Below are 12,896 nucleotides of genomic sequence, written 5' to 3'. Positions count from 1 at the left end.
GGCCCGGTCCGGTTCGCCGGACCGGGCCAGGCAGCCCACCAGCCAGAACGAGCAGATGACGAAGCCCGCCGGGTCGCCGTCCCAGCGGCGCAGCAGGCCGTCGTGCGACAACCGCGCCTCGACCACGTCGATCGTGGCGCGCATCCGGGCGTCGCCAGCGGGCAGAAACCCCACCAGCGGCATGAGGAGCACCGAGGCGTCCAGCTCGGTGGAGTCGAAGGCCCCGGTGTACGCACCGACCCGGTCGTTCCAGCCCCGCTGGAGCACCGCCGCGCGGACCTCGTCGCGGGCGGCGGCCCAGCGGGCCACGTCGGCGGCGTCGCCGAGGCGGGACCCGAAGCACACGGCCCGGTCCAGCGCGGCCCAGCACTGCACCTTCGACGAGACGTAGTGCCGCTCGGCGTCGCGGGCCTCCCACATCCCGGCGTCCGGGCGGCGCCAGTCGGTGGCCGCCTGGTCGGCCAGGGCGCGCAGGAGCTGGCGCACCTCGGGGTCCATCGGTTCGAGGTAGTGACGCATCAGCCACGCCGCGTCGATGACCTCCCCGAGCACGTCGGTCTGCCGCTGCCGCCAGGCGTCGTTGCCGACGAACACGGGCCGGCTGTCGGCGTACCCGGCGAGGTGGTCGAGGCGGTGTTCGGTGAGGTCCCGTTCCCCTTCGACGCCGTACATGATGGGCACCGGCCGGTCGCCGATGCGGCCCATCGCCCGCGCGACCCAGGCGAACTGCCGGGTGGCCTCGTCGGGGCAGGCCGCCCGCCACAGCGCGCGGAGGGTGAGGCTGAAGTCGCGTAGCCAGACGAAGCGGTAGTCGTAGTTGCGGTCGCCGCCCAGCGCCTCGGGCAGCGAGGTGGTCGCCGCCGCGACGACCGCGCCGCTGGGCTGGTACGTCATGCCCTGCACGACCAGCGCGCTGCGCCGCACCAGCTCCGGATAGCGGCCCTGGTACGGGTGCATCCCGGCCCAGGAGCGCCAGCCGGCCGCCGTCTCGGCCACTGTCGCCGCTGCGTCCGGCGTCACCGGGTCCCCGCCGTCGTACGTCGGCGCGTACGCCAGGGTGAAGCCGTAGGACTCGCCGGCCCGGACGGTGAAGGCGGCGGTGGCCTCGCTCTCGCCGCAGGTCAGCGGCACGTCGCCGCGCAGCCGCAGCCGGGCCGCCCCGGCGGTGGCGTCGAGCCCCTCGGGGTGCGCGACCAGGTACGCGGCGACCCGCCCGTACTCGAATCGGGGCCGGTAGGTCAGCCGCACCGGCACCGCACCGGAGACGCCCTCCACCAGCCGGGCGAGGACCCGGGGCGAGCGCAGGCCGATGTCGTGCCCGCGCGCCCCGGGCTCCAGCGCGAGCGCGTCCGTCACCGCCACCGACCCGCTGTCGGTGGTGAACACGGTGCGCAGCACCAGCGTGCCGTCCAGGTAGGAGCGTGCGGTGGTGAACTGCGCCCCGGGCCGGATCGACCAGTGCCCGGCGTCGTCGTCGAGCAGCCGCCCGAAGACCGACGGCGCGTCGAACCGCGCTGGGCACCACCAGTTGACCGAGCCGACCCGGTCGACCAGGGCCGCGCTGCGGCCGTCGGCCAGGAAGCCGTGTTCGCTGATCCGTCCGCTGTCCACGCCGGTGCCTACCCGGCCCGGCCGAGCAGCATTCGCCGGGGACCGCGACGTTACCGCTGGCCGGCCGGGGGAAGGCGGGTGGTCGACGAAGGAGGACACCATGACCAGACCCTCGACCTCGACTGCGGCCTGGCAACCCGGAATGCCGGGCGCGAACAACCTCCCGTACGGCCCGGCTGGGCGGCCCGCCGCGCCCGGCGGCGACGGCCACGGCCCGCAGGTGGGTCCGCCGACGGTGACGATCGGCACCTACCCGGACTATCCGTCCGCGCAGCGGGTGGTGGATTATCTGGCCGACAACCGGTTCCCGGTGGAACACACCGCGATCGTGGGGACGAACCTGACCCTCGTCGAGACGGTGCTCGGCCGGCTGACCACGGGCCGGGCGGCCCTGATCGGCGCGGGCACGGGCGCCTGGTTCGGCTTGTTCATCGGCCTGCTGTTCGGCATCTTCACCGCCGGCAACTGGCTCGCGGTGATCCTGGTCGGGCTGGTGATCGGCGCGATCTGGGGGGCCGTGTTCGGCGCGGTGGCGCACGCGATGAGCGGGGGCCAGCGGGACTTCACCTCGGCGAGTTCGCTGCGCGCCGCCCAGTACGCGGTGACCGTCGACGCCGGCGTGGCCGACCAGGCCCGGCAGCTGCTGGGCCGGATGCACCTGACGCCGACGGGCGCGACCGCCCGCTGACCGGCGACCTGACTGCCCGTCGGGCGGCCCCGGGGACTCCCCGGGGCCGCTCGGCGTCCGGGGCGGGCAGCCGTCCGAGGCGCGCAGCCGTCCATGATCGACTCCATGTCGGCGACATGGCGGTATCCGGCGGTCGGGATACCGCCACTTGCCCGACATGACCCGCCGGCCGCCCAGCCACGGCCTGTCAGGCGTCGGCGGCGAGGCGGGCGTGCAGGTGCTCGTCGTGGCGGCGGCCGTCGCCGTAGCGGTGCGACTCGCGCAGGGTGTCCTCCAGCGGGTAGCCCGCCCGCTCGGCGACCCGGCAGGAGGCGGGGTTGGCCACGGCGTGCCACAACTCGACGCGGCGCAGGCCCAGCGCCGCGAATCCCCAGGTCGTGAGCCGCCGGACGGCCCCGGTGGCCACGCCCCGCCCCCGGGCGGCGGGGGCGGTCCAGTAGCCGATGTTGGCGTTGCCGCCGCCGATGCTGCTCAGCGACACCGAGCCGAGCAGCTCGGTGTCGCCGGGGTCGGCGACGGCGAGAGAGACGTGGTCACCGGCGGACCAGTCGCCCCGGCGGCGCACCCACTCGCGCGCCCGCGTCTCGTCCATGTCGCCCTGCGGGTTCCAGGTCGCCACGGCCGGGTCGCGCAGGGCGGCCAGCACGGCGGGGGCGTCGGCGGGGCGCCAGGGGCGCAGCAGCAGGCCGGGGGCGGGCAGGCGTACGTCGTCCATGGGTCAGCAGTCTGTCAGCCGCCACCCGGGATCCGCCCGACGTTTCTCGTTCAAATCCGAAGCGCCCCCGTCCGGGAGCACGGAACATGGCGCAGCTCACCGGCAATCCAGAGCGCTTGTCAAAATTTGAAATAATGCTACTGTTGCGGCGTGACGGAGAACCTGGACATCGAGCGGATGGCCTGCTGGCGGGCCTACATCGAGTCGAGCCAGCGACTGTTCACCCAGCTCGAGGACGACCTGCGGGCCGACAGCGAGCTGAGCTTCGCCGACTACCACGTGCTCGTGCTGCTCTCCGAGGCGCCGGGGCAGCGACTGCGGATGGGTGAGCTGGCCGGTCGGCTGGTCTTCTCGCCCAGCCGGCTGACGTACCAGATCACCACCATGCAGAAGCGCGGCCTGGTGGCCCGGCAGTCGTGCGCCGAGGACGGGCGCGGCAGCGAGGCGGTGCTCACCGCCGCCGGGCTGCTGGCGCTGCGCGAGGCCGCGCCGCACCACCTGCACTCCGTGCGCGCCCACCTGATGGACGACCTCGACGACGCCGAGGTCGCCTGCCTGACCCGGGTCTTCGAACGCCTCGGCCGGCGGCTGCGCCGCGACCGCGACGCCTCGGCCACCCCCAGCGAGTAAAGGAGTTCGAGATGCCCGCCATCACGGTCGACGACGTTCTCGTCCTGCCCCGCCTGCCCCGGCTCGACGAGTCCACCCGCTACCGCCCGGTCCGCAAGCTCACCACGGCCCCCAGCGGTTACGAGGGCGAGGGCTTCCCGGTCCGCCGGGCCTTCGCCGGGGTGCCGATGCACGAGCTGGACCCGTTCATCCACCTCGACCAGATGGGCGAGGTGGACTACGCCCCGGGCGAGCCGAAGGGCACCCCGTGGCACCCGCACCGCGGCTTCGAGACGGTGACCTACATGATCGACGGGATCATGGATCACCAGGACACGCTCGGCGGCGGCGGCACGATCACCGACGGCGACACCCAGTGGATGACGGCCGGCAGCGGCCTGCTGCACATCGAGGCCCCGCCGGAGCACCTGGTGGCCAGCGGGGGCCTGTTCCACGGCCTCCAGCTCTGGGTCAACCTGCCCCGGGTGGCGAAGATGAAGCCGCCGCGTTACCAGGACATCCGCGGCAAGGAGTCGGTGCTGCTCACCACGCCGGACGGCGGCGCGCTGATCCGGGTCATCGCCGGTGAGGTCGCCGGGCACCGGGGGCCCGGCTCGACGCACACCCCGATCACCATCGCCCACGTGACGGTGCAGCCCGGGGCCGAGCTGAACCTGCCCTGGCGGGCCGACTTCAACGCCCTGGTCTACGTGCTGGCGGGGCGCGGCACGGTCGGCACCGGCCGCCGGCCGTTCCACACCGGCCAGCTCGCCGTCCACGGTCCGGGCGACGCGCTGCGGGTCACCGCCGACGCGACGCAGGACTCGAACACCCCCGCCCTGGAGCTCTACATCATGGGCGGGCAGCCGATCCGGGAGCCCGTGGCCCACTACGGGCCGTTCGTGATGAACACCCGGGACGAGCTGATCCAGGCGTTCGAGGACTTCCAGGCCGGCCGGCTCGGGGTCGTCCCGGCCGAGCGGCTGCCGCACACCGGCGGGCAGGGCGAGCGCCCCTGACGCGGGCCGTGCCGGGCGGCACCGGGGACTCCCCGGTGCCGCCCGTCGGCGTACCCGGAAGACCGGTCCGCGCGCTCGAAGGCGGTCGGTCAGGAGACCGCGAAGATCCCCGCCACCCCCAGCAGCACCATCACCAACACGGCGACGAGCGCCCCCCGCTCGCCTTCCACCGGCTGTTCGCGGTGCTCGGTCATGACATCGGTCGGCTCGGCGGGCATCGTGCGGCCTCCTCGGTGTTCGCTTCGCTGTCGGGTGGCACCGCGCGGGTCGTCGGCCAGGTCACCGGGGGTGCCGGTCGGCGTGCGGACCCTGCGCGGGGGTCCTACCGTGAGGACGTTGTCGACCTCGGAGGGCTGAAGCGTGCCGATGCGGGACTGGTTCCTCACCGCGGCCGGACGCGCCAACCCGGTCTCACGGATACCCGTCTGGACGACCGGAAACCTCGCCGAGCCGCTGATTCACGGCTCGGCGCACTTTGACCGGCCGGTCAGCGAGGTGGCAGCGCTGGCGGCGGGCGCGCCGGTCCGCCACCTGGTGATCGGGTGCAGACATCCAGCGAACCGGTAATCGCGATCACAGGTTCGCGCATCCACGACCGTTTTGATAGCCTTACGCCCGAAACATCCTTAAGTTCATCGTACTTTCGGCTGGATTTCCGGGAGCCGATCAGGCTAAGGTGAGTCCCGAACGGCCCATTTGAAGCTAAACCGAAGCGTCACGTCTCTATCCGCGGACGAGGTGCAGGGAGGACCACCCATGACCGCGCCAACGACCAGCGAGCAGACGACCGCAGCGCCGGATACCACGGCCAAGCTCGACCCGCGTGCGCCCACCGACAGCGCCGCCGACCTGCTCGACGCGATGGCGGCGCTGCCCGCCAACCACCCGTCGCGCGCCGCGATGCGGGACCGGGCGATCGAGGCCTGGCTGCCGCTGACCAACCACCTCGCCCACCGCTACAGCGGGCGGGGCGAGCCGACCGCCGACCTCGCGCAGACCGCCGCCGTCGGCCTGATCAAGGCCATCGACAAGTTCGACCCGTCGCGCGGCGTCGACTTCGCCGGCTACGCCATCCCGACCATCATCGGCGAGCTCAAGCGACACTTCCGCGACCGCACCTGGGACATCCGGGTCCCGCGCCGCCTCCAGGAGCTGCGCCTGGCGATCTCCGACGCCAACAGCTCCCTGCTCCAGACGCTGGGCCGCTCCCCCACGGTCGCCGACATCGCCGCCCACCTCAAGCTCACCGAGGAAGAGGTCCTGGAGGGCCTGGAGGGCGCCCGCGCCTACAACGCGGTGTCGCTGTCCACCCCGACCGGCGACGGCGACCGGGCCACCGAGCTGGGCGACATGCTCGGCGGCGAGGACAACGAGTTCGAGCTGGCCGAGCTGCGGGTCGCCCTCGGCCCGGCGCTCGCCACGCTCGACGGGCGTGAGCAGAAGATCCTCACCCTGCGCTTCTACGGCAACCTGACCCAGTCGCAGATCGCCGAGCAGATCGGCGTCTCGCAGATGCACGTGTCCCGGCTGCTCGCCCGGGCGCTGGCGAAGCTGCGGGGTCAGCTCGACGGCACCTACTAGGCACGCCCGAACGAAAGATGGCGGGCCCGGCGCGGGTGCGCCAGGCCCACCACGTGTCGGTTGCCTCAGGCGACCGTCGCCGGCTCCCGCCACATCGGGAAGAACGGCGTGCCGTCGGGCAGCCGGAAGACCTCCCGGGGCCGGTAGCCGTGCCGGGCGTACAGGTCCCGGCCGGTCTCGCTGCTCGCCTCCAGATAGCCGGGCACGCCGTTGGCGTCCAGCCAGGCGTGGTGGTGACGCAGCAGCGCCGAGCCGATCCCCTGCCCCTGCCGCTCGGGCGTGACCGCGAGGAACGCCAGGTGGTGGTGCCCGGCGTGCGGGTGGCTGGCGGCGAACAGGTCGTCGAGGTGGCGGAACCGGTCGACCCATTCGCCGCACGCGGCGGCCAGCCGGGCGTCGTAGTCCGCCGGCGGACCGACGTCGTCGCCGGTCTGCGGGAGCCACACCGCGACCCCCGCCCGGTCGGCCGTGGCGTGCACCTGGCCGTGCGCCATGGCGTGGCCCACCGGGATCTCGAAGTTGTCGGCCAGCACGGCCCGGCGCTGCGCGGCGTCCGGCACGAGCCAGTGGGTCGCCGGGAGCACCAGGAACGCCTCGGCGATCCGCTCGGCCACCAGCCGGGTCTCGGGCGGGCCGAGCCGCTCGATGCGTACGCCGCTCACCTCGACGCCCCCGCGCCCAACCGGGCCGGCCCGCCGTCGACGCCCTGGGCGGCCAGCAGGGTGGCGCTCTCCGCGCCCAGCCCGATCCGGGCGTAGACGTCCGGCCGGCTTCGCCGCAGCACCAGCGCCCAGAGCAGACCGACCAGCGCGGCCACCGGGTACACGGCCGGGACGGCCCAGCGCAGCGCCGAGTCGGGGGCGACGCCGAGCAGGATGGCGAAGTTGTCCACCGCCACCGTGATGATGGCGACCAGCGCCACGGCGGCCAGCCCCGGGGCGATCAGCCGCCGCCACAGGTTCTCCTGCGCCCGGGTGCGGGCGAAGTAGGCCATCACCGCGATCGACGTGGTGGCGATCAGCAGCAGCACGCCGAACCCACCGCCGGAGCCGGCGTAGTAGAAGAGCTGGAGCACCGGGTCCCAGCCGTTGACCGCGTACAGCACGATCACCAGCAGGCCGAGCACGCTCTGCGCGAGCGACGCCACCCGGGGCGAGCCGGTGCGCGGCGAGGTCTGCCCGAACGCCGCCGGCAGCACCCGCTCCCGGCCGAGCGCGAACGCGTACCGGGCGGTGGTGTTGTGGAAGGAGATCATCGCCGCCAGCACCGAGGTCATGAACAGCGCCTGGCCGATCGTGACGGCCGTGTCGCCGAGGTGGGCCCCGGCCAGGTTGAAGATCAGCTCGACGCTCTGCTCGCCGGCCTGCGCCGAAATCCGGTCCGGCCCGACCGCCACGGTCATCGCCCACGACGACAGGGCGTAGAGCCCGGCGATGATCGCCACCGACAGGTACGTGGCCATCGGGACCGTGCGCTTCGGGTCCCTGCTCTCCTCGCTGAATACCACCGAGGACTCGAAGCCGACGAAGCCGGTCATGGCGAGCACCAGCAGCGCGCCGGCCCCCGGGACGAGCAGGCTGTCCGGGGAGAGCGCGGCGAGGCTCACCGAGCCGCCGGCCGGGTGGCCGAGCTGCCCGAGGTCGAACACCAGGATCACCGCGATCTCGGCGACCAGCAGCACCGCCAGGACCATGCCGTTGACGTCGACCCGCAGCAGGCCGAGCACGGCGACCAGGGCCCACGCGACCAGGGCCACCACCCACCAGGCCGGCGCGACGCCGAAGAGCCGCTCCAGCACCGGCGTCGCCGCCGCACCGACCGCGCCGTACAACCCGACCTGAAGCGCGTTGTACGCCAGCAGGGCGACCCACGCCGCGCCGACGCCGGCCGGGCGGCCCAGCCCCCGCGAGACGTACGCGTAGAACGCGCCGGCGTTCTCCACCCGGCGGGCCATCGCCACGTACCCGACGGAGAAGAGGGCGAGCACCGCGCCCACCACCAGGAAGGCCAACGGCATGCCGGTGACGCCGGTGACGGCGTAGCCGGTGGTGACCACGCCGGCCACCACGGTCAGCGGGGCCGCCGCCGACAGCACGAAGAAGATCACCGACGGCACGCCGAGGCGGCCACGGGCCAGGGCGTCGGAGACGTTGCTCGGTCGTTCGAATGTCGTCGTGGGGGGCATCGCGACTGCTCCGGTTCGAGGAGGGGAGTGAGGGGCCGGCGGCCGTCAGGGCATGCCGCGCAGCACGGCCGCGCCGACGGCGGCCTCGGTGTGCGCGACGAGCTCCTTCAGGGGCGGGGGCAGCGCCGGGATGAGAACACTGAGCCGGTGGTGGGCGCGGGGGCCGGCGCTCCACAGCACCTCGCGGGTGAGGCCGGCGGCGGAGACGAGGCCGAGCAGCAGCGCGTCCGGCACGGTGGGTGGCTCCGGCCGGTCGAGCAGGGCACGCAGCCGGGTCGCCGGCCAGGCCACCGCGTTGAGGTCGATCGGGACGTAGCTGACGCTGGTGCGCAGCAGGCGGCGGTTCTCCTGGCGGCGCAGCACGCCGGCGCGGGCCAGCCGCTCCGCCACCGAGGTCGCCGCGCTCTGGCCGAGGAAGCTCAGCCAGGTGCGCACCGACTGGTGCTGGGACTCGCCGACCAACTGGTCCAGGACGGTGTGGGCCAGGGCGTCGACGGGCGGGCGGCGGTCGACCACGGTCACGTTCCCGGCGGCGACGGTGAGCTGTCCGAACAGGACCAGCTCGCCGAGCAGGGCCGCCGCCAGGCCGATGCCCGCCGCGCTGGGATGAAGCTTCGGCTTGCCCCGGCTGTCGTTGTGGGCGATCAGATAGAACTCGTCGGCGGTGAGCACACGAGCCTCCCGAACGGATTGTCCACAACTGATCGACGCCGGGTGAAAGAATGCACGTCAGCGGGTTGCAACGCAACTCCCACTTTCGACAGTTGCACTCCGTGTCCGAACGACCTGGGGATCTTGGCGTGACAGACTCGGAGGGTGACCGCCAGCCCGACCGTACGCCGCCGCCGCATCGCCCGCGAGCTACGCCACCTGCGCGAACTTTCAGGGATGACCCTCGATGTCGCCGCCCGTCAGCTCGACATGTCCAAGAGCAACCTCTCTCGGATCGAGAACGCCCAGATCGGAATCAAACCCCGGGACGTCCGGGCCGCCCTGGCGCTCTACCAGGTCACCGGGGCCGACGCCGAGGCGCTGATCGAGATCGCCCGGGGCGCGCAGCAGCGCGGCTGGTGGCAGACCTACAGCGACGTGCTCCCCGAGTGGTTCGAGTTCTACGTCGGGCTGGAGGCCGAGGCGGCGGCGCTGCGCACGTACGAGGCCGAGGCCGTGCCCGGGCTGCTCCAGACCGAGGCGTACGCGCGGGCGATCTACCGGCTGACCGCCGGGGAGGAACGCATCGAGCGCAAGGTCGCCGCCCGGCTGCGCCGGCAGGACGTGCTGCACCGGGAGAACCCCGTCGAGTTGTCGGTGGTGCTCAACGAGGCGGTGCTGCTGCGGCCGGTCGGCGAACCGGCCGCGATGGCCGAGCAGCTGGCCCACATCCACCATGTCGCACAACTACCGAACGTCATGGTGCAGGTACTTCCGTTCTCGGCCGGTGGCCACCCCGCGATGACCACCCCGTACGTCATCCTGGGCTTTTCCGACGACGCCGACGCATCCGTGGTTTACCTGGATAACCTCACGATGGGGCTGGCTCTGGAGGAAGCCGATCATGTGCGCGGGTATAGCCTGTTGCACGAGAAGCTGTGCCGGATGGCACTCAGTCCGGCGGATTCGTTGACCCGCCTGGAGGAGGCTTCTCGTAACTTTGCGTGACCGCATCGCGGCGCGCCAGCAGAAGATGAGGTAACGGGGATGACCGCGCTCGACCTGTCCCGGGCGGCCTGGCGGACCAGCAGCCGCAGCAGCGGCAACGGCAACTGCGTCGAGGTGGCCACAGCCGACGGTCGGGTCGCGGTCCGCGACTCCACCGACCGCGGGGGACCCGCGCTGGCCTTCGCCCCGGCCGCCTGGGGCGCGTTCGTCGCCGGCCTCGACGCGGTACGCCCCCGCTGACGCCCGGCGACCCGGTGCGACAGTAGGACGGTGCTCGCCGACGTAACCCTCGACCTGCCGGTCCGCCCCGCGCTGCCGGCGCTGCTCGACGCGCTGCGCGCGGCCGGCGGCGCGGTCCTGGTGGCACCCCCCGGCACGGGGAAGACCACCCTCGCCCCGCTGGCCGTGGCCGGGGCGGTCGCCGGCCGGGTGGTGCTCGCCCAGCCGCGCCGGGTGGCCGCCCGCGCGGCGGCGCACCGGATGGCCGCCCTGCTCGGCGAGCGGGTCGGCGACCGGGTCGGGTACGCGGTGCGCGGCGAGCGCCGGGTGGGCCCGGCCACCCGGGTCGAGGTGGTCACCACCGGCCTGCTGGTGCGCCGGCTGCACCGCGACCCGGAGCTGCCCGGCGTCGGCGCGGTGCTGCTGGACGAGTGCCACGAGCGGCAGCTCGACGCCGACCTGGCGTTGGCGTTCACCGCGCAGGCGCGCGAGACGCTGCGCCCCGACCTGTGGCTGCTGGCCATGTCGGCGACCCCGGACGCGGACCGGCTCGCCGAGCTACTCGGCACCGACGGCGCGGCGGCGGTGGTGCGGGCGGAGGCGGCGCTGCACCCGGTGACCCGGGTCTGGGCCCCGCCGCCCCGGCCGGCCACCGTGACCGCGTCCGGCCGGGTCGACCCGGCGCTGCTGGACCACGTGGCGGCCACCGTCCGCCGGGCGCTCGCCGAGCGCGACGGGGACGTGCTGGTCTTCCTGCCGGGGGTGGGCGAGATCGCCGCCGTGACCGGGCGGCTGGCCGCCCTGCGGGGCGCCGTGGACCTGCTGCCGCTGCACGGGCGGCTGCGCGCCGCCGAGCAGGACGCCGCGCTGCGCCCCGCCAGCCGGCGGCGGGTGGTGCTGACCACCGCCGTGGCGGAGAGCAGCCTGACCGTGCCCGGGGTCCGGGTGGTGGTCGACGCCGGGCTGGCCCGGGTGCCCCGGGTGGACCTGGCCCGGGGGCTCGGGGCGTTGGTCACCGTGCCGGTGTCCCGGGCCGCGGCGACCCAGCGGGCCGGGCGGGCCGGGCGGGAGGCACCCGGGCACGTCTACCGGTGCTGGTCGGAGGCGGTCCACGCCCGGCTCGCCGCCCAGCCGGAGCCGGAGATCGCCACCGCCGATCTCACCGGCTTCGCCCTGGAGCTGGCCGCCTGGGGCGACCCGGAGGGCACCGGGCTGGCCCTGCCCGACCCGCCGCCGGCCGCCGCCATGACGGTCGCCCGGGACACCCTGACCACCCTCGGCGCGCTGGACGCGGCGGGCCGGATCACCGCCCGGGGGCGGGCCATCGCGGGGGCGGGGGCGCACCCCCGGCTGGCCCGGGCGCTGCTCGACGGCGCGCCGGTGGTCGGCGCGGACCGGGCCGCCGAGGTGGTGGCGCTGCTCGCCGACGACACGGTCACCGGGCCGGGCGACGACCTGACCGCCGCGTGGCGGCGGCTGCGCGCGGGCACGGATCCGGCGGCCACCGCCCGCTGGCGCGCCGAGACCCGCCGGCTGCGCGCCGCCCTGCCCACCGGGGCCGCCGCCCCGCAGGGGCCGCTGCCCGACGAGCTGGCCGCCGGGCTGCTGGTCGGGTTGGCGTACCCGGAGCGGCTGGCCCGGGTACGTCGGGCCGGCGGGTCGACGTACCTGATGGCGGGCGGGACCGCCGCGGAGCTGGCCCCCGGGTCGGGGCTGGCCGGCACGGCGTGGCTGGCCGTCGCGGTGGCCGACCGGTCCCCCGGCGCGCCCACCGCCCGGGTGCGGCTGGCCACCGGCCTGGACGAGGCGACGGCGCGGGAGGCCGGCGGACCGCTGCTGCGCTCCGGGCGGGAGGTGGCCTGGTCCGCCGGGGACGTGGTGGCCCGGGAGGTGGTCCGCCTCGGCGCGATCGAGCTGGTCGCCCGGCCGCTGGCCCGCCCCGAGCCGGCGCTGGTGGCCGCCGCGCTGCGCGACGGGCTGCGCCGCGACGGCCTGGCGCTGCTGACCTGGTCGCCGGCCGCGCGGGCGCTGCGCGAGCGGCTGGCGTTCTGCCGGCACGCGCTCGGGCCGGACTGGCCGGACGTGACCGACGACGCCCTGCTGGCCGGCGTGGACGACTGGCTCGGACCGGAGCTGGCCGCCGCCCGCCGCCGCGCCGACCTGGCCCGGGTGGACGTCGTCGCCGCGCTGCGCCGGCTGCTGCCCTGGTCGCTGGCGGCCCGGCTGGACGAGCTGGCCCCGGAGCGGATCGCCGTGCCCAGCGGCTCCCGGGCCCGGGTGGACTACGCCGACCCGGCCGCCCCGGTGCTCGCGGTGAAGCTCCAGGAGACGTTCGGCTGGGCCGACGCGCCCCGGGTCGCCGACGGCCGGGTGCCGGTGCTGCTGCACCTGCTCTCCCCGGCCGGGCGGCCGGTGGCGGTCACCGCCGACCTGGCTTCGTTCTGGCGCACGGGGTATCCGCAGGTCCGCGCGGAGCTGCGCGGGCGCTACCCCCGCCACCCCTGGCCGGAGGACCCGACGACGGCCGAGCCGACCCGCCGGGCAGCCCCCCGCCGCCGCCGCTGACCCGGCCCGGCCGGGCGGGCCGGCCCCCGGCCCCGGGCGGGCCTG

At 74.9% G+C, this 12,896-nt stretch carries 14 protein-coding genes; 8 read left to right on the top strand and 6 right to left on the bottom strand.

Going from position 1 to position 12,896, the window contains the following annotated elements; genetic code table 11:
• A partial coding sequence (locus ACFT41_RS30940; RefSeq protein WP_377614082.1) for a glycoside hydrolase family 15 protein occupies positions 1–1,611 on the bottom strand: 1,611 nt, incomplete at its 3' end.
• Positions 1,612–1,711: 100 nt separating this feature from the next.
• On the opposite strand from ACFT41_RS30940, the gene ACFT41_RS30935 reads away from it, so the two are divergent.
• Complete coding sequence (locus ACFT41_RS30935; RefSeq protein ID WP_377589573.1) at positions 1,712–2,299, top strand: general stress protein; 588 nt, start codon at positions 1,712–1,714, stop codon at positions 2,297–2,299.
• A gap of 187 nt (positions 2,300–2,486) precedes the next feature.
• Here ACFT41_RS30935 and ACFT41_RS30930 read toward each other — a convergent pair whose 3' ends face one another.
• Positions 2,487–3,014, bottom strand: coding sequence for a GNAT family N-acetyltransferase (locus tag ACFT41_RS30930; protein ID WP_377589574.1), 528 nt, complete (start codon positions 3,012–3,014; stop codon positions 2,487–2,489).
• A 150-nt stretch (positions 3,015–3,164) separates the two neighbouring features.
• Here ACFT41_RS30930 and ACFT41_RS30925 point away from each other — a divergent pair, with 150 nt between their 5' ends.
• Both ACFT41_RS30925 and ACFT41_RS30920 read left to right on the top strand, forming a co-directional pair.
• A complete protein-coding gene (locus ACFT41_RS30925; RefSeq protein WP_377589575.1) occupies positions 3,165–3,644 on the top strand; it encodes a MarR family winged helix-turn-helix transcriptional regulator in 480 nt (159 codons plus the stop codon).
• An 11-nt stretch (positions 3,645–3,655) separates the two neighbouring features.
• Positions 3,656–4,642 carry a pirin family protein gene (locus ACFT41_RS30920; RefSeq protein WP_377589576.1) on the top strand — a complete coding sequence of 329 codons (987 nt, stop codon included), beginning with the start codon at positions 3,656–3,658 and terminating at the stop codon, positions 4,640–4,642.
• A gap of 89 nt (positions 4,643–4,731) precedes the next feature.
• Here the strand turns inward: ACFT41_RS30920 and ACFT41_RS30915 are convergent, their stop codons facing one another.
• On the bottom strand, positions 4,732–4,860 hold the full coding sequence (locus ACFT41_RS30915; RefSeq protein ID WP_377589577.1) for a hypothetical protein: 129 nt from the start codon (positions 4,858–4,860) through the stop codon (positions 4,732–4,734).
• Between the two features lie 148 nt (positions 4,861–5,008).
• Between ACFT41_RS30915 and ACFT41_RS30910 the strand changes: the two genes are divergently transcribed.
• Both ACFT41_RS30910 and ACFT41_RS30905 read left to right on the top strand, forming a co-directional pair.
• Positions 5,009–5,209, top strand: coding sequence for a hypothetical protein (locus ACFT41_RS30910; RefSeq protein WP_377614081.1), 201 nt, complete (start codon positions 5,009–5,011; stop codon positions 5,207–5,209).
• Between the two features lie 189 nt (positions 5,210–5,398).
• Positions 5,399–6,223, top strand: coding sequence for a SigB/SigF/SigG family RNA polymerase sigma factor (locus tag ACFT41_RS30905; RefSeq protein WP_377589578.1), 825 nt, complete (start codon positions 5,399–5,401; stop codon positions 6,221–6,223).
• A 65-nt stretch (positions 6,224–6,288) separates the two neighbouring features.
• Here ACFT41_RS30905 and ACFT41_RS30900 read toward each other — a convergent pair whose 3' ends face one another.
• From ACFT41_RS30900 to ACFT41_RS30890, 3 genes are read right to left on the bottom strand one after another with little or no spacing between them, the layout of a single operon-like run.
• A complete protein-coding gene (locus ACFT41_RS30900; protein ID WP_377589579.1) occupies positions 6,289–6,885 on the bottom strand; it encodes a GNAT family N-acetyltransferase in 597 nt (198 codons plus the stop codon).
• A complete protein-coding gene (locus tag ACFT41_RS30895) occupies positions 6,882–8,408 on the bottom strand; it encodes an APC family permease (protein ID WP_377589580.1) in 1,527 nt (508 codons plus the stop codon). The genes ACFT41_RS30900 and ACFT41_RS30895 overlap by 4 nt, the downstream gene beginning before the upstream one ends.
• 45 nt (positions 8,409–8,453) lie before the next feature.
• Positions 8,454–9,080: a GPP34 family phosphoprotein gene (locus tag ACFT41_RS30890; protein WP_377589581.1), complete on the bottom strand. Its 627-nt coding sequence runs from the start codon at positions 9,078–9,080 to the stop codon at positions 8,454–8,456.
• 144 nt (positions 9,081–9,224) lie between these two features.
• On the opposite strand from ACFT41_RS30890, the gene ACFT41_RS30885 reads away from it, so the two are divergent.
• The 3 genes from ACFT41_RS30885 to hrpB are packed head-to-tail and all read left to right on the top strand — an operon-like array spanning position 9,225 to position 12,851.
• Positions 9,225–10,067, top strand: coding sequence for a helix-turn-helix domain-containing protein (locus tag ACFT41_RS30885; RefSeq protein WP_377589582.1), 843 nt, complete (start codon positions 9,225–9,227; stop codon positions 10,065–10,067).
• Between the two features lie 39 nt (positions 10,068–10,106).
• A complete protein-coding gene (locus ACFT41_RS30880; RefSeq protein WP_377589583.1) occupies positions 10,107–10,307 on the top strand; it encodes a DUF397 domain-containing protein in 201 nt (66 codons plus the stop codon).
• A gap of 30 nt (positions 10,308–10,337) precedes the next feature.
• Positions 10,338–12,851 carry an ATP-dependent helicase HrpB gene (gene hrpB, locus ACFT41_RS30875; RefSeq protein WP_377589584.1) on the top strand — a complete coding sequence of 838 codons (2,514 nt, stop codon included), beginning with the start codon at positions 10,338–10,340 and terminating at the stop codon, positions 12,849–12,851.
• The last annotated feature ends 45 nt before the right edge of the window (positions 12,852–12,896 follow it).

Source organism: Micromonospora sp. NPDC057141, from assembly GCF_042670805.1.
GTDB lineage: Bacteria > Actinomycetota > Actinomycetes > Mycobacteriales > Micromonosporaceae > Micromonospora.
Note: the sequence above shows the minus strand (reverse complement) of the source record. Positions and strands in the feature narration are given on the sequence as shown.

Bases quoted from the DNA above. Each gene is read 5' to 3' on its own strand.
- ACFT41_RS30930 (WP_377589574.1), bottom strand. From the start codon at position 3,014: ATGGACGACGTACGCCTGCCCGCCCCCGGCCTGCTGCTGCGCCCCTGG.
- ACFT41_RS30910 (WP_377614081.1), top strand. From the start codon at position 5,009: ATGCGGGACTGGTTCCTCACCGCGGCCGGACGCGCCAACCCGGTCTCA.
- ACFT41_RS30895 (WP_377589580.1), bottom strand. From the start codon at position 8,408: ATGCCCCCCACGACGACATTCGAACGACCGAGCAACGTCTCCGACGCC.
- ACFT41_RS30920 (WP_377589576.1), top strand. From the start codon at position 3,656: ATGCCCGCCATCACGGTCGACGACGTTCTCGTCCTGCCCCGCCTGCCC.
- ACFT41_RS30935 (WP_377589573.1), top strand. From the start codon at position 1,712: ATGACCAGACCCTCGACCTCGACTGCGGCCTGGCAACCCGGAATGCCG.
- ACFT41_RS30880 (WP_377589583.1), top strand. From the start codon at position 10,107: ATGACCGCGCTCGACCTGTCCCGGGCGGCCTGGCGGACCAGCAGCCGC.
- ACFT41_RS30905 (WP_377589578.1), top strand. From the start codon at position 5,399: ATGACCGCGCCAACGACCAGCGAGCAGACGACCGCAGCGCCGGATACC.
- ACFT41_RS30915 (WP_377589577.1), bottom strand. From the start codon at position 4,860: ATGCCCGCCGAGCCGACCGATGTCATGACCGAGCACCGCGAACAGCCG.